We start from the raw sequence: 20,058 nt of genomic DNA, 5'->3' as shown, positions 1-20,058 counted from the left end.
TAGCCATCAACCCACGTGGTAAGAGTCGGTGCCAGTCTATCGAGACAAGACAGAAGCGGCCCCGGAACCATTCGGTTCCGGGGCCGCTTCGTTAAGCGCTACAAGGAAGGTTAGCCCTTCTTGCGGAGCTCCTCTTCGTTCTTGTGCAGGTCGTCGAGACCACCGCACATGAAGAACGCCTGCTCGGGGAAGTGGTCGTACTCGCCCTCTGCGATCTTCTTGAAGGCCTCGACGGTCTCCTTGACGGGGACGAACGAGCCCTCGACGCCGGTGAACTGCTTCGCCGCGAACGTGTTCTGCGACAGGAAGCGCTCGATGCGGCGCGCGCGGCCCACGACGAGCTTGTCCTCTTCGGAAAGCTCGTCCATGCCGAGGATGGCGATGATGTCCTGCAGCTCGTTGTACTTCTGCAGGATCTGCTTCACCTGGGACGCCACCGCGTAGTGCTCCGCACCGACGACCTCGGGCTCCAGAATGCGGGAGTTCGAGGCGAGCGGGTCGATCGCGGGGTAGATGCCCTTGTCGGAGATCTTCCGCTCGAGGTTCGTCGTCGCGTCAAGGTGGGTGAACGCGGTGAACGGCGCCGGGTCGGTGTAGTCGTCCGCGGGGACGTACACGGCCTGCATCGAGGTGATGGCCTTGCCGCGCAGCGAGGTGATGCGCTCCTGGAGCTCACCCATCTCGTCCGCCAGGGTCGGCTGGTAACCCACGGCCGAGGGCATGCGGCCCAGCAGCGCGGAGGTCTCCGAACCGGCCTGCGTGAAGCGGAAGATGTTGTCGATGAAGAGCAGCACCTCCTGGTTCTTCACGTCGCGGAAGTACTCGGCCATCGTCAGGGCCGACAGGGCGACACGCAGACGCACGCCCGGCGGCTCGTCCATCTGGCCGTAGACCAGCGAGGTCTTCGGAAGCACGCCGGCCTCCGCCATCTCGGCGATGAGGTCGTTGCCCTCACGGGTGCGCTCGCCGACACCGGCGAACACCGAGGAACCACCGAAGTTCTGGGCGACGCGGATGATCATCTCCTGGATGAGCACCGTCTTGCCCACGCCGGCGCCGCCGAACAGGCCGATCTTGCCGCCCTTGACGTACGGGGCGAGGAGGTCGATCGCCTTGATGCCGGTCTCCAGCATCTCGGTCTTCGGCTCCAGCTGCGCGAACGCCGGGGCGTGGCGGTGGATCTCCCAGTGGTCGTCGGCCTCGAGCGTCTCGCCCTCTTCGAGGTTGAGGCACTCACCGAGGACGTTGAAGACCTTGCCCTTGATGCCGTCGCCGACCGGGACCTTGATCTGCGCACCGGTGTCGCGGACCTCGGCGCCGCGGACCATGCCGTCGGTCGGCGCCATGCAGATGCCGCGGATCTGGTTGTCACCCAGGTGCTGGGCAACCTCCAGGGTCACGGTCTTCTTCTCGCCCCCGTACTCGATGTCCACATGCAGAGCATTGAAGATCGCCGGGATGGCGTTGCGAGGGAACTCGACGTCGACGACCGGCCCGATGACCCGTACGACGCGCCCCACTCCATGAGTGTCAGTCATCGTTACTCTCTTCCTGCGGCGGAAAGGGCCGAGGCCCCGCCCACGATTTCGCTGATCTCCTGCGTGATCGCCGCCTGCCGCGCCGCGTTCGCGCTCCGCCGCAGGGTCTTGATCAATTCATCGGCATTGTCGGAAGCCGCCTTCATGGCCCGACGCTTCGACGCCAACTCGCTCGCGGCGGCGTCGATCAGCGCCGCGTAGATGCGAGTCGTCAAGTACTTCGGCAGCAGCGCGTCGAGCAGCGCCTCCGGGTTCGGCTCGAACTCGTAGTCGGGAAGGAGCACGTGCTCTTCGAGCTCGGACTCCTCGACCTCCTCGACCTCGAGGGGAGCCAATTGCCGCGGTTCAGGGGTCTGCGTCAGCAGCGAGACGAACTTGGTGTGGACGATGTGCAGTTCGTCGACCCCAAGGATACCGTCCGCTCCGGCGTCGTCACCGACGTCGTCGGCGCCGGACATGAACGCCGCGAGCAGCGTCCGGGTGATCTCCTGGGCGTCCGAGACCTTCGGCAGCTGGGAGAACCCGGTCCACGACTGCTGGATCTGACGGGAACGGAACCGGTAGTAGTCGACGCCCTTGCGGCCGGCGACGTACAGGACCGGCTGCTTGCCCTCTTCGGCGAGGCGCGAGACCAGCTGTTCGGCCGTGCGGATGACGTTCGTGTTGTACGCGCCGCACATCCCCTTGTCCGCCGTGACCACCAGCACGCCCGCGCGCCGCACCGCTTGACGCGGCTGCAGCAGCGGGTGGTTGATCGACGCGTTGCTCGCGAGCGAGGTCATCACGCCGGTCATGGCCCGGGCGTACGGCAGCGAAGCCGCGACCCGGTCCTGCGCCTTGGCGATACGGCTGGTCGCGACCAGCTCCTGCGCCTTGGTGATCTTCTTGATGGACTGGGTCGACTTCAGCCGCTTGCGCAAAGTACGAAGCTGCGCTGACATGGCTAACCCTTCTTGACGCGCTTGACGGTCTCGACGTCCACGTCGCCCTCGAGGGCGTCTTCAGCGGTGTCGGTCACGTGCAGGTCGTCGGCGGTGGCCTTGAACATCTGCTTGAACTTGGCGATCGCGCGCTTGAGGGTGTCCTCGATGTCGCCCGCCACCTTCGTGTTGCCCGCGGTGAGCTGGGCGACGACGTCCTTGTGGTTGGCGCGCATGTAGGTGAGGAACTCGTTCTCGAAGCGGCGGATCTCGCCGACGGGGATGTCGTCGAGCTCGCCCGAGGTGCCCGCCCAGATCGAGATGGTCTCCTCGCCCATCGGGAACGGCTCGGCCACACCCTGCTTGAGGAGCTCGACCATGCGCAGACCGCGGTCCAGTTGTGCCTTCGACGCGGCGTCCAGGTCCGACGCGAAGGCCGCGAAGGCCTCCAGGTCGCGGTACTGGGCCAGGTCGAGGCGCAGCGAACCCGCGACGCCCTTCATGCCCTTGGTCTGGGCCGCGCCACCGACACGGGAGACGGACGTACCGACGTTGATCGCCGGACGCACACCCGAGTTGAACAGGCCCTCTTCGAGGAAGACCTGGCCGTCGGTGATCGAGATGACGTTGGTCGGGATGAACTGCGAGATGTCGCCGGCCTTGGTCTCGATGATCGGCAGACCCGTCATCGAACCCGCGCCCAGCTCGTCCGACAGCTTCGCGCAGCGCTCGAGCAGACGCGAGTGCAGGTAGAAGACGTCACCGGGGAACGCCTCGCGGCCCGGGGGACGGCGCAGCAGCAGCGACACGGTGCGGTACGCCTCGGCCTGCTTCGACAGGTCGTCGAAGACGATGAGGACGTGCTTGCCGCCGTACATCCAGTGCTGGCCGATGGCCGAACCGGTGTAGGGGGCCAGGTACTTCAGGCCCGCGGGCTCGTCGGCGTTGGCCGCCACGATGGTGGTGTACTCCATCGCGCCGTGCTCTTCGAGCATGCCCTTGATGCCGGCGACGGTGGAGCCCTTCTGGCCGACCGCGACGTAGATGCAGCGCAGCTGCTTGTTCGGGTCGCCGGACTCCCAGTTGGCGCGCTGGTTGATGATCGTGTCGATCGCGACCTGCGTCTTGCCGGTCTTGCGGTCGCCGATGATCAGCTGGCGCTGGCCGCGGCCGATGGGGGTCATCGCGTCGATGGCCTTGATACCGGTCTCGACCGGCTCGCCGACCGACTGGCGGTTGATGACGTTGGGGGCCTGGGCCTCGAGCTCGCGCTCGCCCTCGGCCTCGATCGGACCGAGGTCGTCGATCGGGTTGCCCAGGGCGTCGACGACGCGGCCGAGGTACTTGTCGCCCACCGGCACGGAGAGGACCTTGCCGGTGCGCTTGACCGACTGGCCCTCGCCGACCTTGGTCGGGTCGCCGAGGAGCACGGCGCCGATCTCGCGGACGTCGAGGTTCAGGGCCAGGCCCATCACGCCGCCCTCGAACTCCAGGAGCTCGTTGGCCATGACGGAGGGCAGGCCCTCGACGACGGCGATGCCGTCGCCGGCGCTGGTGACGGTACCGACCTCTTCGCGGGTGATCTCCGGCCGGTACGACGAGACGTAGGCGTCGAGCGCGCTACGGATCTCGTCAGAGGAGATGGTCAATTCAGCCATCTGAACGTTTACCTTTCTGTTGTTACCGGCTGGATCAGCGTCCGGCCAAGGCTTGGCGGGCTTCGTCGAGGCGGCGCGAGACGGTGCCGTCCCACAGCTCCGAGCCGACTTGCACCCGGATGCCCCCGACGATCGCGGGGTCGACCGTGACCTTGAGCGCCACAGGGCGCCCGTAGACCAGGCTGAGCTTGGCGGCGAGCTGGCGCTCCCCGGCCTCGTCGAGCGGCTTCGCCACGGTCACGTAGGCCACGGCCTCGTCGCGGGCCGCGGCGGCGGCCTCGACCAGGTGGGCCAGCGAGGCGTGGAAGCTGCGACCGCCGATGCCGTGGGCGGCGGCGGTCGCGAGCTTCACCGTCACCGGCTCGGCCTTGCCCGAGAGCAGGCTCTCGATGAGCGAGGCCCGGCCCTTCGGATCGGTGCCGGAGGCGCCGAGGACCGAGGCCAGCTCGGCGTCGCCGTCGACGAGCCGCCCGAAGCGGAACAGCTCGTCCTCGACGTTGGCGAGGGTGCCCTCCTTGGCCGCGGCGAGCAGCAGCGCCGCGATGGCGAGCTGCTCGGTGCCGTCGGCCAGTTCGGACGGCACGCCCCAGCGGCCGCGCACGAGCGCGGCCACCACGTCGGCGGCGGTCTCGCCCACTTGGCCCGTGATGAGCCCGCGGACCAGGCCCTCCCGGTCGTCCGCCGTGCGGGCGGGGTCGGACAGGGCGCGACGCAGCCGAGGCTGGTCGACGAGGAACCTCGTCACTCCCAGCAGCTGATCGCCGCACTCGGTGAGCTGCTCGGCCGAGGAGCCGGAGGCGGCTGCCTCCAGCACGGCCCGGCCGGCCTCGATGCTTTCGCGTCCAGTCGTCGACATCAGCGTGCTCCGCTCGTCTCGGCCGTCTCGTCGGCGATCTGGGACAGGAACTGGTCCACAGTGGCCGTCGTGTCGGCGTCCCCGGCGAGGCGCTGGCCGATGATCTTCCCGGCCAGGTCGACCGCAAGGGTGCCGACCTCGCTGCGCAGCTCGCGGACGAGCTGCTGGCGGGACGCCTCGACCTGCGCGTGGCCGGCCGCGATCACGCGGTTGGCCTCTTCGCGGGCGGAGACGAGGATCTCCTCCTTGGCTGCCACTGCGTCGGCGCGGGCCTCGTCGCGGATCGCGGCGGCCTCCTCCTGCGCGGCGGCGAGCTTGCGGCGGTATTCCTCGAGCGTCTGATTGGCCTCTTCTTGAGCCCGCTCAGCCCGCTCGATGCCGCCTTCGATCGCGTCCACTCGTGCCTCGAAGGTCTTCTCCATCATGGGGAAGACGAACTTCATGAGCACGAAGCAGAGCAGACCGAAGGCGATGGCGCCGACCAGGATCTCTTGCCAAATCGGGAAGAGAATCTGGGCGCCTCCTTCTTCGGCGGCGAGAATCATGTTCGCTCCGTGAGGTGGCTAGTTAGTTGATGAACGCGAGGACGAGGCCGAACAGGGCCAGAACCTCGACGAGGGCGAAGCCCATGAACAGCATCGGGCGGGTGATACCGGCCGACTCGGGCTGACGCGCGGTGGCGGTGATCCACGCGGCGAAGATCAGGGCGACACCGATACCGGGGCCGATTGCGGCGAGGCCGTAACCAATGACGCTGACGGAGCCTTCCATGGCGTTTTCTCCTAGGTGTCAGCGTGGCGTGTCTATCACGCCACGATGTTGTTCAATTGCGAAAACTGTGTGGTTTGAGGGGTGGAAGTCGGTGAGCCTCTAGTGCTCGTCCGCGAGGGACCCCTGGATGTACATGCCCGTGAGCAGAGTGAACACGTAGGCCTGCAGCAGGATGACGATGAGCTCGAACAGCGTCATGGCGATGCCCATGGCGAACGAGAAGACCGACAGTCCCTGGATGAAGACGTTGCCCGAGTTGAGCATCTCGAATCCGCCGAGGATGAACACCAGCAGGATGAGGTGGCCGGCGAACATGTTCGCGAACAGTCGCAGGGCCAGGGTGACCGGCCGCAGGATGAGGTTCTGCAGGAACTCGATCGGGATGAGCAGCGGGTAGATGAACCACGGGGCGCCCGGGGGCACGCAGGTGATCTTCAGGAACCCGATGAAGCCGTGCTTCTTGAAGCCGACGGCCATGTAGATGATCCAGGAAAGGACGCCGAGCATCGCGGGGAAGGCGATGTGGGCCATCGGGGAGACCTGGATGCCGGGCACGATGGCCCAGAAGTTCATGACGAGGATGAACAGGAACAGCGTCGCGAGGTAGGGGGCGAACTTGACGCCCTCCTTCTTGCCCATCTGGTCGATGGCGACGGTGTTCCGGATGAAGCCGTACGCGGATTCGGCGATCCACTGCTTCTTCGTGGGGACGATCTGGGGCTTGCGGTACGCCCACAGGAAGAAGACGATGAGCACGGCGACGCCGAGCCAGACCGCGAAGGTGATCGTGGTGAACACGTGGGCGAGGGCGGTGTCGCTGAGACCCGTGAACCAGTCCCGGAAATCAAAGCTGTGGATGCCGGGCGGGAAGTGGGAGTCCCCTTCGGCCAGCACGGTGGCTGAGTCGGTCACGCGAGTCACGCCTCTCAGTCAGTGTCGGTCAAGTTAAGGCGACATCTGCTTGATCAGCAGGTACATCCCTGCTGCAGCACCGACAAGCATCCCTACCAGGAGCCCGACTCTGGGCAGATCGAGCCACAGGTCGACGAGATATCCAAGACCACCCCAGAAGACGATTCCGGAGACGAGGTATCCCAGCGCACGCCAGCCCATATCCGAGCCGTCGGGCTGCGGTTTCTTCTCAGGGGGGTGTTTGTCGGCCATGTCGAGCTGAACTCTAACAGCTACTACACAGGAACTGCCCAGCGGGTTCGCTGAGATGAGCGCCATCCGTGCGGAGTTGTCAACCTCTAAGAAACACCGCGTGTCGCGTCGGGCGTCAAGATTTCGTCAAGAACTCTGGTCGAGCTCGATGTAGGGAATCTTCGCCTTGTAGGCCCAGGCGACCTGCGTGGCGAGCCAGGCGACGGCCCCGCCGATCACGCCGTAGGCGAAGGGCAGCAACGCGTCAGGAACCGCTGTCTTGACGATGGTCAGGACCGTCAGGACCAGCGCCAGCTTGATCGAGTACGTGATCAAGGCCATAGGCAGAGTGAGACGCAGATCAAAGGTCTCCGCGAAGGCGACGGCCATCGCAGAACCCGCGAATCCCAAGGCGGCCAAGGCTACTCCGGCCGGAGCGGCCCACGCGCCGGTCCCTCCGGCTGTGATGCCGCCGACCACGGCGGCGATGAGCATCGCGATCCCGGCGACCAGGAAGCACGGCTTCAAGAAGCCTCTGGCGTTCTTCATGCGCGCGGCTCCAGTGCGGCCGCGACGGGCTTCAGCGCCGCCTCGAGCTGGTCGGCGATCTGCGCGTAGACGGCCTGCCGCATCCCCCACGGGTCGGCCAGGTCGAGCTCGTCGTACTCGCCGCGCCGCGCGTCGGCGGCGTCGACGAGGGCCTTGCCGCGCACGGCGGTGTCGCCGTCGGGAAGGGAGTCGGCGAGGTCGGCGGCCATCGGCCCGAACGAGCGTACGAGGAAGGTCTTCGCGACCGCCTCGGGGAAGCGCTCGGCGATGTACTCCAGGTGCCCGGTCGTGGCCACGAGGATGAGGTCCGAGGCCTCGACGTGCTCGCGCAGCAGGTGCCGGGCCCGGTGGCCGTCGGGGTCGTAGCCGCGCGAGCCGAGCTCGGTCACCGCGTTGTGCTGCATGTTCTCGCCCTCGTGGAAGGCCGAGATGCCCGCGCCGTGGTTGAGCACGTCCTCGCCGGTGAGCCCGGCGAGGATGCGCTCGGACATGGGCGACCGGCAGATGTTGCCGGTGCACACGTGCAGCACGGTGAAGGGCGAGGTCACGCGGATTCCTCTTCGGCCTTCGGCTCGTCGGCGTCCGCCGCGGCGGCCTCGTCTTCCTCGGGCTCGTCGTCCTCGGGGCCCTGGCCGGGGCCGTAGCCGTCGCGGTCGAGGGTCTCGGGCACGATCTTGCGGATCTGCTCCAGGCTCAGCGCGCCTAGGCGCAGGATCTGTGGCGGGTGCGCGACGCAGTCGACGATGGTCGACGGCTGGTTGTCCTCGCTGGGCCCGGCCTCCAGGTACACGGAGACGTCGGAGCCGAGCTGGGCCTTCGCGTCACCGGCGGTCTCGGCTGGGGGCTGCCCGGTCTTGTTCGCCGAGGAGACGGCCATCGGGCCGGTCTCCTTGAGCAGCTCGATCGCGAGCGGGTGCAGCGGCATGCGCACCGCGACAGTGCCGTCGGTGTCGCCGAGGTCCCAGGTCAGGGACGGGGTGTAGGGCACCACGATGGTGAGCGGCCCGGGCCAGAACGCCTCGATGAGCTCCTTGGCGGAGTCGGGGATGTCGGAGGCGATGCCGTCGAGCGCCCGCTTCGAGCCGATGAGGACCGGCGGCGCCATGTCGCGCCCGCGTCCCTTCGCGGCGAGCAGGGCCTTGACGGCCGTGGGATTGAACGCGTCGCAGCCGATGCCGTAGACGGTGTCGGTGGGGAGCACGACGAGCCGGCCGCCGGTAACGGCCCTGGCCGCGGACTTCAACCCGGTCGCGCGGTCCTTGATCTTCCTGCAATTGAACAGCCTCACGGCGACAAGCCTAGCCTTCCCGTCGCGAACCTCGGCCGCCCCGCCAGGTCGTCGTGGTCCTCGGTGTCGGTGAATCCGCTGACATTCAGGATCTCGGGCGCGACCGTTCCGTGCGTGTCGTCGTGCTCGAACCCGAACCAGCCGCCGGGCTTGAGCCAGGCCGCGGCGCGCACGGCGAGCGGCTGGATCACGGCGAGGCCCGCTTCGGCGGCGTAGACCGCGCCCGTGGGGTCGAAGTCGACCTCGGGCGCGACCTCGATGTCGAACGGGACGTACGGCGGGTTCGCGGTGACGAGGTCCACGGTGCCGTCGAGTTCGGCGAGCGTCCCGGCGGCGGTCGCGTCGGCGAGCACCGGGGTCGCGCCGGTGCCGTCGAGGTTCGATTCGAGCCATTCGAAGGCGTCGGAGTCGACCTCGACGGCCCACACCGTCGCGTCGGGCCGCTCGGTCGCGATCGCGTGCGCGACCGCCCCCGAACCCGAGCACGCGTCGATCACGGTGCCGCCCTTCGGAAGGCGCGTGAGCGCCCAGTCGACGAGCAGTTCGGTCTCGGGCCGGGGCACGAACACGCCCGGCCCGACCGCGAGTTCGCCGTAGCGGAACGCGGCGGAACCGGTCAGGTGCTGCAGCGGCTCGCGGGTGGCACGGCGCGCGACGAGCGCGTCGAACTCCGCGAGCTGCGCTGGCGTCGGCGCGTCGGCGATGAGCAGCTGCGCCCGCTTGAGCCCGGAGACGTGGGCGGCCAGCAGCTCGGCGTCGACCCGCGGGGAGTGGACGCCGGCCGCTTCGAGCCGCTTCGCCGCCAGGGCGACGGCCTGAGGCCAGGAGGTCATCTACTCGGCCTTGGCGAAGCTTGCGGAGCCATCAATTTTCGGAGCCGCGGGCCATGCGCTCGGCCCGGTCGGCGGCGGCGAGGGCGTCCAGGACCTCGTCGAGCGCGCCGTCCATGACCTGGTCGAGGTTGTAGGCGGTGAAGCCCACGCGGTGGTCGGTGAGCCGGTTCTGCGGGAAGTTGTACGTGCGGATCCGCTCGGAGCGGTCGGCCGTGCGCACCTGCGAGAGCCGCGCGGCACCGGCCGCGGCGGCGGCCTCCTCCTGCTGCTTGGCGAGCAGGCGCGCGCGCAGGACCTTGATCGCGGCTTCCTTGTTCTGCAGCTGGCTCTTCTCGTTCTGGCTGGTCACGACCACGCCAGTGGGCACGTGCGTGAGGCGCACCGCGGAGTCGGTCGTGTTGACCGACTGCCCGCCGGGGCCGGAAGAGCGGTAGACGTCGACCCGCACGTCGTTCATGTTCAGCTCGAAGTCGACCTCTTCGGCCTCGGGCATCACGACGACCGCGGCGGCGGAGGTGTGCACGCGGCCCTGCGACTCGGTCACGGGCACGCGCTGCACGCGGTGCACGCCGCCCTCGAACTTCATGCGCGACCACACGCCGTTGCCGCCTTCGGGCGTGCCCTTGGTGCGCACGGCGATCGAGGAGTCCTTGACGCCGCCCAGGTCCGTGGGCACCATCTCCAGGGTCTCGACGGCCCAGCCCAGGCGCTCGAAGTAGCGCAGGTACATGCGCATGAGGTCCCCGGCGAACAGGCCGGACTCCTCGCCGCCCGCGCCCGCCTTGATCTCGATGATGACGTCCTTCGAGTCGTCGGGGTCGCGCGGCACGAGCAGCTCGGCCAGCTTCTCCTCGAGGACCGGGATGCGCTTGCGCAGGTTCTCGGCCTCCTCCGCGAAGTCCGAGTCCTCCTTCGCCAGCTCTTCGGCGGTCTCGAGGTCCTCCTTCGCCTGGGCGATGTCCTCGGCGGTCTTCGCGATCGGCGAGAGCTCGGCGTACCGCCGGCCGACGCGCCGGGCCTGCGCCTGGTCGGCGTGCAGCGCCGGGTCGCCCATCTGGACTTCGAGGTCCTTGTACTCGGCGAGCAGCGATTGCAGGCGGTTGTCGGCAGCGGTAGTCATTGCGGTTCCTTCGAGAGAGCAGTGCCTGAAAGCTTGGATACGAAAAAACGCAGCGCCCGCGTCATACGACACGAGCGCTGCGCGGCAAAGCTACTTACCAGCCTGAGCGGCCTTCTCCTGCGTCTTGGCGTAGCGGGCCTTGAACTTGGCCACGCGACCGCCGGTGTCGAGGATGCGCTGCTTACCGGTGTAGAACGGGTGGCACTTGTTGCAGGTCGCAGCCTGGATCTTGCCACTGGCCACCGTCGACCGGGTGGTGAACGCGTTCCCGCAGGAGCAGGTCACCTCGGTGACGACGTACTGAGGGTGGATCCCGTCTTTCATGACTTCCCTTTCGTATCGGTCGCCGGGTCGGCCAGAGCCGTGAACCGGAACCGCATCAGGCCCGCGAACGGGCACCTGGGGTGCGCGACCTGCGCACCAGCTACCAATGTTAAGGCGTGAGGCCGCTCTCAACCAGGGCGGCCTCACGTCTCACACTCTTACTCGCCGGGCGTGTTCTTGACGATCTGCATCAGGAACTCGGCGTTCGTCTGCGTCTTCTTCAACCGGTCGATCAGCAGGTCGATCGCCTGCTGCGGGTCGAGCGACGACAGGACCCGGCGGAGCTTCAGCATCACTGCCTGCTCCTCGGGGCTCATCATGAGCTCGTCCTTGCGTGTGCTCGACTGGTGGACGTCGATCGCGGGCCACGTGCGCTTCTCGGCGATCTTGCGGTCGAGCTTGAGCTCGGCGTTGCCGGTGCCCTTGAACTCTTCGAAGATCACCGTGTCGCCCATGGAGCCGGTCTCGACCAGCGCCGTGCCGATGATGGTCAGCGACCCGCCGTGCTCGATGTTCCGCGCCGCGCCGAGGAAGCGCTTCGGCGGGTACAGCGCCGTCGAGTCGATGCCGCCGGAGAGGATCCGGCCCGAGGCGGGCGACGAGTTGTTGTACGCGCGGCCCAGTCGGGTGATCGAGTCGAGCAGCACGACCACGTCGTGGCCGAGCTCGACCAGGCGCTTGGCGCGCTCGATCGCGAGCTCGGCGACCGTGGTGTGGTCCGACGGCGGGCGGTCGAAGGTCGAGGCGATGACCTCGCCCTTCACCGAACGCTGCATGTCGGTGACCTCTTCGGGCCGCTCGTCCGCGAGGACCACCATGAGGTGGCACTCGGGGTTGTTCGTGGTGATCGCGTTGGCGATCGCCTGGAGCACCATCGTCTTACCGGCCTTCGGCGGGGAGACGATGAGGGCGCGCTGGCCCTTGCCGATCGGGGCCACCAGGTCGATGACGCGGGTGGTGATCGCGTTCGGCTCGGTCTCCAGGCGCAGGCGCTCCTGCGGGTACAGCGGCGTGAGCTTGTAGAACTCGTCGCGCTTCTTCGCGTCGTCGGGGCTCATCCCGTTGACGGTGTCGAGGCGGACCAGCGGGTTGTACTTCTCGCGGCGCTGCTGCTGCTTGCCGCCCTGGCCGTTGCCGCCCTCCTCGCCGCCACCGCGGCTGGGCTTGACGGCGCCGGTGATGGCGTCGCCGCGGCGCAGGCGGTACTTGCGGACCTGCGACATCGAGACGTACACGTCGTCCGGGCCGGCGAGGTAGCCGGTGGTGCGGATGAACGCGTAGTTGTCGAGGATGTCGAGGATGCCCGCCACGGGCACGAGCTGCTCGTCGTTCTGGACGCCGCCGCCGGTGTTGCCGCCGCGCTCGGGCGACTCGTCGCGCCCGCCGCGCTGGCGGCGGTCGGAGCGGTCGCGGCGCTTGCGGCGGCGGTTGTCGCCGTCGCCGTCGCGGGGGCCGCGGTCGTCGTAACCGTCGTCCTCGCCGCGGCGCTCGCGGGTCTCGGTGCGGGCGTCGGACTGCTCCGAGCGCTCCTGGCGCTCGTCGCGGCGGCCGTTCTCGCGGCCGCCTTCGCGATTGTCTCGGCCGTTCTCACGCGAACGGCGGCGGCGCTGCGGACGGTCCTCATCGGACTCGATGGTCGCGACGGACGACGACTGCGCTTCGGGCTCAACGGCTTCGGTCTGACGCTCTTCACGGCGGCGCGGCTGCGGCGGACCGGCCGGGCGGGTCGCCCGGCGGGCGGCGGTGCCGCCCTTGGCCTCTGCACTCTCGGAGCCGTTGTCGGCGGGCGCGGCGTCGACTGTGGTCGACGGGGCCTCGGCGATGGGCGTTTGGTCAGAGTCAGGCACTGGCGGGGCCTCCTTTTCCGCGCTGGCACCGCCGGGCTGCGAGCCCGCATCCTGCCGTTCCTGGATGGCGGCGATCAGCTCGCTCTTGCGCATCCGGCCAACGCCGGTGATGCCGAGCGATTGCGCCATCTGCTGGAGCTCGGGCATCAGCATAGAGGCCAGACCGGTTCCTGCCCGACGGCGCTTCTTGGTCTCCGGAATCTCTTCCGCAGCCGAAGCCTCATCGCTAATCCGGTCCGACGTCGTGCCGGTGGTGTCGCTCAATGGATTCCTTCCCTGGCGGAACTTCGAAGTGGATTCGAGGAGTTTCCGCGTCTTTCAAATAGCCGCAATGCCGATGTTCTGGTCTGCGTCCCGCCATCGCTTCGGCCGCTTCCGGCCACGCTGTGGCCTCGGCGGTTGGAAGACGACGGTTGACACTGGGTGCAACACCCCTGGGCTGTCCGCTGAGCAGACGGTCCTGATCGTGGTGTGAACAGCCTCTGGGCCTGCGACTGGACAGCTTGCGATGAATGATCGTGCACGTTGAGACACGTGATTGCGATCTCCGCTGATTGCGATCCTCGCCTTTGCGATCCGATCCGGGCGGAGGCCCGGCGCCACAAGCGGACAGCGACTGTTCCTTGGTCGAAACCGTGCCATGCCACGCTGGAGCTATGCAAAGTCACAAATCCATGGTTGAGGGTGATGACCCAAACAAGAGATCAGGCGTGCGCTGGATGCGCCGCAGCTGTTGTGACCACAAGCATAAGCAAGGCTTCGAGCAGTCACGACACCGGGTGGTCGTCTAACTGGAATGGTAGCGCACTCTCGCCATTCTCAACAACGGACCCGAGGATCACTCGTTCGGGGAGGTCGCGACCTGTACGGCCCCGTCGGCGACTTCGAGGCGCATGGCCTCGAAACCGGCGGGGACTTCGGGTACGCGCGCGTCGTCGACAGTGAGTGCGAGCACCGTCGGACCCGCACCGGAGATCGCTGCCGCGATTCCGGCGGAACGCAATGCTCTCAACAAATGGGTGCTTTCCGGCATTCCCTTGGCCCGGTACGACTGGTGCAGCCGGTCGTCGGTGGCGTCGAAAAGCCGCGACGGATGGTGCGTGATCGCGGCGGCGAGAAGCGCCGAACGCGAGAGGTTGAACACCGCGTCGGTGTGCGGGACCTTCTCGGGCAGGGCGGCGCGGGCGACCGAGGTCAGGCCCTTGGACTGCGGCACGAACACCCACGGGTGGACGCGCGGCGACGGGTCGAGGCTGATCGCCCTGGCACCGTCCCCTGTGGTGTAGGCGATGGTGAAGCCGCCGAGGAGGCACGGGGCGACGTTGTCCGGGTGGCCCTCGATCTCGCTGGCCAGCACCAGTTTCTCGCTGCGGGTCATGCCGGCGCCCGCGAGCGCGTCGGCGAGCATGATGCCCGCGACGATCGCCGCCGACGAGGAGCCGAGTCCGCGCGCGTGCGGGATGCGGTTGCGGCACTTGACCTTCAGGCCCGGGGCCGAGAGGCCGAGGTGCTTGAAGGTGCGCAGCATCGTGGCGGCGACGAGGTGGCGTTCGTCCAGCGGGACGGTGCCCTCGCCTTCGCCTTGGACTTCCACGGTGACGGCGGTGCCGCTCGTGGCCTCGGCGCTGACCTCGTCGCAGAGGTCGAGGGCGAGGCCGAGCGAGTCGAAGCCCGGTCCGAGGTTGGCTGAGGTGGCCGGGACGCGCACGGTGGCGCGCGGCCCGGTTGCGAAGGCCTCCAACTAGAGTCCCAGAGCAGCGGCGGTGAGCGCCACGTCGACGGGGACCGTGGACGGCTGGGGCGCGGTGGAGACGGCCCAGTCGGGGTCCTTGAGGCCGTTGCCCGTGACAGTGCAGACGATCGTCTGTCCCTTGTCGACCCAACCGGCCTCGGCCTGCTTGAGGAGCCCGGCGACGGACGCGGCCGAGCCGAGTTCGACGAAGACGCCTTCGGTGCGGGCGAGCAGCATGTACGCGGCGTGGATCTCGCGGTCGGTGACCGAGATGATCTTGCCGCCCGACTCCTTCTCCGCGTCGAGGGCCTTGGTCCAGGACGCGGGGTTGCCGATGCGGATCGCGGTCGCGATGGTCTGCGGGTGCTCCACGACGTGGCCGTTGACGATCGGCGCGGCCCCGGCGGCCTGGACGCCGAGCATCCGGGGGCGCTTGGTGGCGTTGCCTTCGGCGGCGTCCTCGGTGTAGCCCATCCAGTAGGCGCTGATGTTGCCGGCGTTGCCGACCGGCAGCACGTGGAGGTCGGGGGCGTCGCCCAGGACCTGCACGATCTCGAACGCGGCGGTCTTCTGCCCCTGGAGGCGGACCGGGTTGATCGAGTTGACGAGCGCGACCGGGTAGTCCTGGGAGAGCTTGTCGGCGACCATGAGGCAGTCGTCGAAGTTGCCTTCGAGCTGGATGAGCTTCGCGCCGTGCACGAGGGCCTGCGCGAGCTTGCCGAGGGCGATCTTCCCGGCCGGGACGAGCACGGCGCAGGTGATCCCGGCGCGCGCGGCGTACGCAGCCGCCGAAGCGGAGGTGTTGCCCGTGGAGGCGCAGATGACGGCCTTCGCGCCGTCTTCGACGGCCTTCGAGACCGCGAGCGTCATGCCGCGGTCCTTGAAGGAGCCCGTCGGGTTCAGGCCTTCGACCTTGAGGTAGACGTCGCAGCCGGTCTTCGCGGAGAGGGCCGGTGCGGGCAGCAGGGGCGTGCCGCCCTCCTGCAAGGTGACGACGGGGGTGGCGTCGGTGACCGGGAGCCGGTCGCGGTATTCCTCGATGAGGCCGCGCCACCCCGGGCGCATGGCAGATGCGGACATGGCGTCCTATTCTCCTTCGACGCGCATGACCGAGGTGACTTGGTGCACCGAGGTCAGTTGCGACAGTTCCTCCACGGTGTCCGACAACTGCTTGTCGGCGGCCGTGTGGGTGACGACCACGAGCCGGGCCTCGTCGCCCTGGCCGGATTGATGGACGGTGGCGAGGCTGACGCCGTGGTGGGCGAAGGTGGCGGCCACGCGGGCGAGCACGCCCGGTTCGTCGACCACGTCGAGGCTGACGTGGTAGCGGGTGCGGGCCTCGCCGATGGGTTTCACCGGGAGGTCCTGGTAGGCGGCTTCGGGCGGGAAGGCGGTGATGCCGCCGCGCTTGTTGCGCGCCACGGCCACGATATCGCCGAGCACGGCCGACGCGGTCTCGGTGCCGCCCGCTCCCGCACCGTAGAACATGAGGCGGCCGGCGGACTCGGCCTCGACGAACACCGCGTTGTACGCGCCGTTGACGTTCGCGAGCGGGTGGGTCGCCGGGATCATCGCCGGGTGAACGCGCACGGACACGCCGTCGGCCTCCCGGGTGGCGATGCAGAGCGGCTTGACGACGCGGCCCTGGGCGGCGGCCGAAGCGATGTCGGCGGCGGATACGTCCCGGATGCCCTCGCGGTAGACCTCGCCGAGGTCGATGTGCGTGTGGAACGCGAGCGACGCGATGAGCGCGGCCTTCGCGGCGGCGTCGTAGTTGTCGACGTCGGCGGTCGGGTCGGCCTCGGCGTACCCGAGCTCGGTGGCCTCGCCGAGGGCCTCCTCGAACGCGGCGCCGGTCTGCGACATCTGGCTGAGGATGTAGTTCGTCGTGCCGTTGACGATGCCGAGCACGCGGTTGATCGTGTCGCCGTGCAGCGACTCGCGCAGCGGGCGCATCAGCGGGATCGCCGCAGCGGCGGCGGCCTCGTAGTAGAGGTCCGCGCCGCCCGCCTTCGCGGCGGCCGACAGGGCCGGGCCGTCCTCGGCGAGCAGGGCCTTGTTCGCGGTCACGACCGACTTGCCCTCGGCCAGCGCGGTGGTGATCCAGGTGCGGGCGGGCTCGATGCCGCCCGCGACCTCGACGACGATGTCGACGTCCGGCCGCTTGACGAGGCCGAGCGCGTCGGTGGTGAAGAGTTCCTTCTCCACGGGCAGGTGCGAGCGGTCGCGGTCGAGGCGGCGCACGGCGATGCCGACGATCTCGACGGGCTCCCCCACTCGGGAGGCCAGCTCCTCCCCGCGCGTTCGCATGAGGCGCACGACTTCACTGCCGACGTTGCCGCATCCGAGTAGCGCGAGTTTCATCGCTGGTGTTCCTCTTCCTAGTTGGGTTGGCGCCTAGCCGAGATCGAGGCGAAGCAGGTCGTCCACGGTCTCGCGCGCCACGATCACACGCGCTTCGCCGTTCCGGACGGCGACGACCGGCGGGCGGGGCACGTGGTTGTAGTTCGAGCCCATGGAGCGGCAGTACGCGCCGGTTCCAGGGACGGCGATCAGGTCACCCGGCGCGACGTCGGCCGGGAGGAATTCATCTTTAACAACAATGTCGCCTGCTTCGCAATGCTTTCCCACTACTCGGGCGAGTGCGGGCGTCGCGTCCGAGGAGCGTGAGGCGAGCGTCGCGGAGTAGGTGGCGTCGTAGAGCGCGGTGCGGATGTTGTCGCTGATGCCGCCGTCGACGGAGACGTAGAGGCGGGCGGCGTCCCCGGCGAGGGTGACGGGCTTGACGGTGCCGACCTCGTAGAGGGTGAACATGGTCGGGCCGATGAGGCTGCGTCCGGGTTCGATCGACAGGCGCGGGACGTCGATGCCTGCCGCAGCGCATTCCTCGTCGACGATCTTGCGCAGGGACGCGGCGATGTCGGCGGGCGGCTGCGGGTCGTCCTGGCTGGTGTAGGCCATGCCGAAACCGCCGCCGAGGTCCATCTCCGGGATCTCGATCTCGAAGTCGGACTGGAGCCTGGCGTGGAGGCGGGCGACGCGGGCGGCGGAGATCTCGAACGCGGAGGTGTCGAAGATCTGGGAGCCGATGTGGGAGTGGAGGCCGAGCAGGTGCAGGTGCGGGGCCTCGACGACGCGGCTGGCGGCCTCGTAGGCGGCGCCTCCGGCGAGGGAGAAGCCGAACTTCTGGTCCTCGTGGGCGGTCGCGATGAACTCGTGGGTGTGGGCCTCGACGCCGACGTTGACGCGGATCATCACGTTCGGGCGCTTGCCGAGCTCGGCCGCGATGGCCTCGAGGCGTTCGATCTCGGTGAAGGAGTCGGCGACGATGCGGCCGACGCCGATCTCGACGGCCTGGCGCAGTTCGGCGAGCGACTTGTTGTTGCCGTGGAAGCCCAGGCGGGCGGGCTCGAGCCCGGCGGCCAGCGCCACGGCGAGCTCGCCGGCGGAGCACACGTCGACGAAGAGGCCTTCCTCGGCGGCGGCGCGCAGGACGGCTTTGGAGCAGAACGCTTTGGAGGCGTAGAAGACGTCGGCGCCGTCGAACGCCTCGGTCCAGGCGCGGCAGCGGGCGCGGAAGTCGTCCTCGTCGAAGACGTACGCGGGCGTGCCGAACTCGGCGGCGAGCTTCTCGACGGAGAGGCCGCCGATGTGCAGGACGCCGTCCTCGGCGCGTTCGACGCCCGAAGCCCACAGCTGGGGCATGAGCGTGTTGACGTCGTCGGGCACGCCGAGCCAGCCGGGGCGCAGCGCGTGGTAGTCGAAGTCGCCGTGCAGGGCGCCGGCTTCGTGGGTCCGCATTACATCCGCTCCGGGGCCGAGACGCCGAGCAGGCCGAGCGCGTTGGCGAGGACGACGCGGGTGGCGTCGACGAGCCAGAGGCGGGCCTGGTTGACCGGGGTGGTCTCCTCGTCCGGGAAGGGCAGGACGCGGCAGTCGTGCTGGAACCGGTGGTAGGCGGCGGCGAGCTCTTCGGCGTACCGGGCGACCCGGTGCGGTTCGCGCAGCTCGGCGGCGGTGGCGATGACGGCCGGGAACTCGGCGAGGGCCTTGAGCAGGTCGGATTCGCGCTGGTGGTCCAGGAGCGACGGGTCGTAGGTCTCGCCCTTGTCGACGCCGCGCTCGGCGGCGTTGCGGAGCACGCCGGAGGTCCGGGCGTGCGCGTACTGGACGTAGTAGACCGGGTTGTCGTTGCCGTGCTTGGTCCACAGGTCGATGTCGATGTCGATCGTCGAGTCCGAGGAGTAGCGGGCGAGGACGTACCGGGCGGCGTCGACGCCGATGGCCTCGACGATGTCGTTCAGCGTGATGACGTTGCCGTACCGCTTGCCCATGCGGACGGGCTGGCCGTCCTTGAGCAGGTTGACCATCTGACCGATGAGGATCTCGAGCGTGCCCGGCTTGTCGCCGAAGGCCTGGCTGATGGCCTGCATGCGCCCGACGTACCCGTGGTGGTCGGCGCCGAGCATGAGCACGAGCTTCTCGAAGCCGCGCTCGCGCTTGTCGAGGTAGTAGGCGCAGTCGGCCGCGAAGTAGGTCCAGCCGCCGCGGGAGTTCTTGACGACCCGGTCCTTGTCGTCGCCGAAGGTGGTGGTGCGCAGCCAGACGGCGCCGTCGGCTTCGAAGATGTGGCCCTGCTTGTCGAGCCGCGCGACGGCAGCGTCGAGTTCGCCCTTGTCGTGCAGGTCCTTCTCGTTGAAGTACACGTCGAAGTGGGTGCCGAAGTTGTCGAGGTCGCGCTTGATCTCGTTGAACATCAACTCGACGCCGACCTCGTGGAAGACCGCCTGCGGGTCGTCGGCTTCGAGCGCGTCGGGCCGGGCCTTGAGCACGGCCTGGGCGATGTCGCCGATGTACTCGCCGGCGTACCCGTTCTCGGGGGTCGGCTCGCCCTTGGCGCTGGCGAGGAGCGACGCGGCGAAGTTGTTGACCTGCACGCCGGCGTCGTTGAAGTAGTACTCGGAGGTGACCTTCGCGCCGGAGGCGCGCATGACCCGGGCCAGCGCGTCGCCGACGGCGGCCCAGCGGGTGCCGCCGACGTGGACGGGCCCGGTCGGGTTCGCGGACACGAACTCGAGGTTGATGTGCTGGTCGGCCATGGATTCGTTGTCGCCGTAGGTCGGTCCCGCGGCGACGATCTTCCCGGCGATCTCGCCCGCCGCAGCGGCGTCGAGGGTGATGTTCAGGAAGCCGGGCCCGGCGAGCTCGACCTTGGCGACGCCTTCCGTCGCGGCGAGGCTCTCGGCGATCTTCTCGGCGAGCGCGCGCGGGTTCGTCCCGGCCTTCTTGGCGGTCTGCAGCGCGATGTTGGAGGCGTAGTCGCCGTGCTTGGGGTCCCTGGGTCGCTCCACCGCCGTCTGGGCGGGCAGTACGGCGGCGTCGAGGCCGAGGGCCTCGAACGCGGTGCGCGTAGCGGACAGCACTTTCTCTGCGAGCGTCTCAGGAGTCACCCGGTAATCGTAGACGCCGCGCTTCGACG

The 20,058-nt window shown here is 68.6% G+C and carries 20 protein-coding genes; all 20 read right to left on the bottom strand.

Annotated elements, in window-relative coordinates; genetic code table 11:
- Positions 1–110: 110 nt before the first annotated feature.
- Positions 111–1,538, bottom strand: a complete 1,428-nt coding sequence (atpD, locus tag ACGGCP_RS08155) for a F0F1 ATP synthase subunit beta (protein ID WP_392962796.1) — start codon at positions 1,536–1,538, stop codon at positions 111–113.
- Between the two features lie 2 nt (positions 1,539–1,540).
- Complete coding sequence (locus ACGGCP_RS08150; RefSeq protein WP_392962793.1) at positions 1,541–2,479, bottom strand: F0F1 ATP synthase subunit gamma; 939 nt, start codon at positions 2,477–2,479, stop codon at positions 1,541–1,543.
- Between the two features lie 2 nt (positions 2,480–2,481).
- The gene (gene atpA, locus ACGGCP_RS08145) at positions 2,482–4,116 is read right to left on the bottom strand and encodes a F0F1 ATP synthase subunit alpha (protein WP_392962789.1); all 1,635 of its coding nucleotides are present in this window, start codon (positions 4,114–4,116) and stop codon (positions 2,482–2,484) included.
- 34 nt (positions 4,117–4,150) lie between these two features.
- Entirely contained in the window at positions 4,151–4,975 is an 825-nt protein-coding gene (locus ACGGCP_RS08140; RefSeq protein ID WP_392963577.1) for a F0F1 ATP synthase subunit delta, read from the bottom strand.
- Positions 4,972–5,517: a F0F1 ATP synthase subunit B gene (locus ACGGCP_RS08135; protein WP_392962786.1), complete on the bottom strand. Its 546-nt coding sequence runs from the start codon at positions 5,515–5,517 to the stop codon at positions 4,972–4,974. The genes ACGGCP_RS08140 and ACGGCP_RS08135 overlap by 4 nt, the downstream gene beginning before the upstream one ends.
- Before the next feature lie 22 nt (positions 5,518–5,539).
- Positions 5,540–5,743: a F0F1 ATP synthase subunit C gene (locus ACGGCP_RS08130; protein ID WP_125246947.1), complete on the bottom strand. Its 204-nt coding sequence runs from the start codon at positions 5,741–5,743 to the stop codon at positions 5,540–5,542.
- A 99-nt stretch (positions 5,744–5,842) separates the two neighbouring features.
- Positions 5,843–6,655 (bottom strand): F0F1 ATP synthase subunit A, encoded by an 813-nt coding sequence (gene atpB / locus ACGGCP_RS08125; protein ID WP_392962783.1) that lies wholly within the window; start codon positions 6,653–6,655, stop codon positions 5,843–5,845.
- A 33-nt stretch (positions 6,656–6,688) separates the two neighbouring features.
- Entirely contained in the window at positions 6,689–6,907 is a 219-nt protein-coding gene (locus tag ACGGCP_RS08120) for a hypothetical protein (RefSeq protein ID WP_392962780.1), read from the bottom strand.
- 126 nt (positions 6,908–7,033) lie between these two features.
- Entirely contained in the window at positions 7,034–7,435 is a 402-nt protein-coding gene (locus ACGGCP_RS08115) for a hypothetical protein (RefSeq protein ID WP_392962777.1), read from the bottom strand.
- Positions 7,432–7,983 carry a phosphotyrosine protein phosphatase gene (locus tag ACGGCP_RS08110; protein WP_392962774.1) on the bottom strand — a complete coding sequence of 184 codons (552 nt, stop codon included), beginning with the start codon at positions 7,981–7,983 and terminating at the stop codon, positions 7,432–7,434. The genes ACGGCP_RS08115 and ACGGCP_RS08110 overlap by 4 nt, the downstream gene beginning before the upstream one ends.
- Positions 7,980–8,723, bottom strand: coding sequence for an L-threonylcarbamoyladenylate synthase (locus ACGGCP_RS08105; RefSeq protein WP_392962772.1), 744 nt, complete (start codon positions 8,721–8,723; stop codon positions 7,980–7,982). Before ACGGCP_RS08105 ends, ACGGCP_RS08110 begins: the two co-directional genes overlap by 4 nt.
- Complete coding sequence (prmC, locus tag ACGGCP_RS08100) at positions 8,720–9,556, bottom strand: peptide chain release factor N(5)-glutamine methyltransferase (protein ID WP_392962769.1); 837 nt, start codon at positions 9,554–9,556, stop codon at positions 8,720–8,722. Before prmC ends, ACGGCP_RS08105 begins: the two co-directional genes overlap by 4 nt.
- 31 nt (positions 9,557–9,587) lie before the next feature.
- Positions 9,588–10,676, bottom strand: coding sequence for a peptide chain release factor 1 (gene prfA / locus ACGGCP_RS08095; protein WP_392962767.1), 1,089 nt, complete (start codon positions 10,674–10,676; stop codon positions 9,588–9,590).
- A gap of 90 nt (positions 10,677–10,766) precedes the next feature.
- On the bottom strand, positions 10,767–11,000 hold the full coding sequence (rpmE, locus tag ACGGCP_RS08090) for a 50S ribosomal protein L31 (RefSeq protein ID WP_270111536.1): 234 nt from the start codon (positions 10,998–11,000) through the stop codon (positions 10,767–10,769).
- Positions 11,001–11,158: 158 nt separating this feature from the next.
- Positions 11,159–13,111, bottom strand: a complete 1,953-nt coding sequence (gene rho, locus ACGGCP_RS08085) for a transcription termination factor Rho (RefSeq protein WP_392962765.1) — start codon at positions 13,109–13,111, stop codon at positions 11,159–11,161.
- 574 nt (positions 13,112–13,685) lie between these two features.
- Positions 13,686–14,588 carry a homoserine kinase gene (gene thrB, locus ACGGCP_RS08080; RefSeq protein ID WP_392962763.1) on the bottom strand — a complete coding sequence of 301 codons (903 nt, stop codon included), beginning with the start codon at positions 14,586–14,588 and terminating at the stop codon, positions 13,686–13,688.
- Positions 14,589–15,644: a threonine synthase gene (gene thrC / locus ACGGCP_RS08075; protein ID WP_392963575.1), complete on the bottom strand. Its 1,056-nt coding sequence runs from the start codon at positions 15,642–15,644 to the stop codon at positions 14,589–14,591.
- A gap of 21 nt (positions 15,645–15,665) precedes the next feature.
- A complete protein-coding gene (locus ACGGCP_RS08070) occupies positions 15,666–16,943 on the bottom strand; it encodes a homoserine dehydrogenase (RefSeq protein ID WP_392962760.1) in 1,278 nt (425 codons plus the stop codon).
- 33 nt (positions 16,944–16,976) lie between these two features.
- A complete protein-coding gene (lysA, locus tag ACGGCP_RS08065; protein ID WP_392962758.1) occupies positions 16,977–18,380 on the bottom strand; it encodes a diaminopimelate decarboxylase in 1,404 nt (467 codons plus the stop codon).
- Entirely contained in the window at positions 18,380–20,029 is a 1,650-nt protein-coding gene (gene argS, locus ACGGCP_RS08060) for an arginine--tRNA ligase (RefSeq protein WP_392962756.1), read from the bottom strand. Before argS ends, lysA begins: the two co-directional genes overlap by 1 nt.
- Positions 20,030–20,058: the final 29 nt, after the last annotated feature.

Origin of the sequence: Glycomyces sp. NPDC048151 (genome assembly GCF_043202775.1) — a bacterium.
Taxonomy (GTDB): Bacteria; Actinomycetota; Actinomycetes; order Mycobacteriales; family Micromonosporaceae; genus Glycomyces.
The sequence above is the reverse complement of the archived record's forward strand: the minus strand, read 5'-3'. Positions and strand labels throughout refer to the sequence as shown.

Coding starts and splice junctions, on each gene's coding strand:
- atpD (WP_392962796.1), bottom strand. CDS start 1,538: ATGACTGACACTCATGGAGTGGGGCGCGTCGTACGGGTCATCGGGCCG.
- ACGGCP_RS08150 (WP_392962793.1), bottom strand. CDS start 2,479: ATGTCAGCGCAGCTTCGTACTTTGCGCAAGCGGCTGAAGTCGACCCAG.
- atpA (WP_392962789.1), bottom strand. CDS start 4,116: ATGGCTGAATTGACCATCTCCTCTGACGAGATCCGTAGCGCGCTCGAC.
- ACGGCP_RS08135 (WP_392962786.1), bottom strand. CDS start 5,517: ATGATTCTCGCCGCCGAAGAAGGAGGCGCCCAGATTCTCTTCCCGATT.
- ACGGCP_RS08130 (WP_125246947.1), bottom strand. CDS start 5,743: ATGGAAGGCTCCGTCAGCGTCATTGGTTACGGCCTCGCCGCAATCGGC.
- ACGGCP_RS08120 (WP_392962780.1), bottom strand. CDS start 6,907: ATGGCCGACAAACACCCCCCTGAGAAGAAACCGCAGCCCGACGGCTCG.
- ACGGCP_RS08115 (WP_392962777.1), bottom strand. CDS start 7,435: ATGAAGAACGCCAGAGGCTTCTTGAAGCCGTGCTTCCTGGTCGCCGGG.
- prmC (WP_392962769.1), bottom strand. CDS start 9,556: ATGACCTCCTGGCCTCAGGCCGTCGCCCTGGCGGCGAAGCGGCTCGAA.
- prfA (WP_392962767.1), bottom strand. CDS start 10,676: ATGACTACCGCTGCCGACAACCGCCTGCAATCGCTGCTCGCCGAGTAC.
- rpmE (WP_270111536.1), bottom strand. CDS start 11,000: ATGAAAGACGGGATCCACCCTCAGTACGTCGTCACCGAGGTGACCTGC.
- thrC (WP_392963575.1), bottom strand. CDS start 15,644: ATGCGCCCGGGGTGGCGCGGCCTCATCGAGGAATACCGCGACCGGCTC.
- ACGGCP_RS08070 (WP_392962760.1), bottom strand. CDS start 16,943: ATGAAACTCGCGCTACTCGGATGCGGCAACGTCGGCAGTGAAGTCGTG.
- lysA (WP_392962758.1), bottom strand. CDS start 18,380: ATGCGGACCCACGAAGCCGGCGCCCTGCACGGCGACTTCGACTACCAC.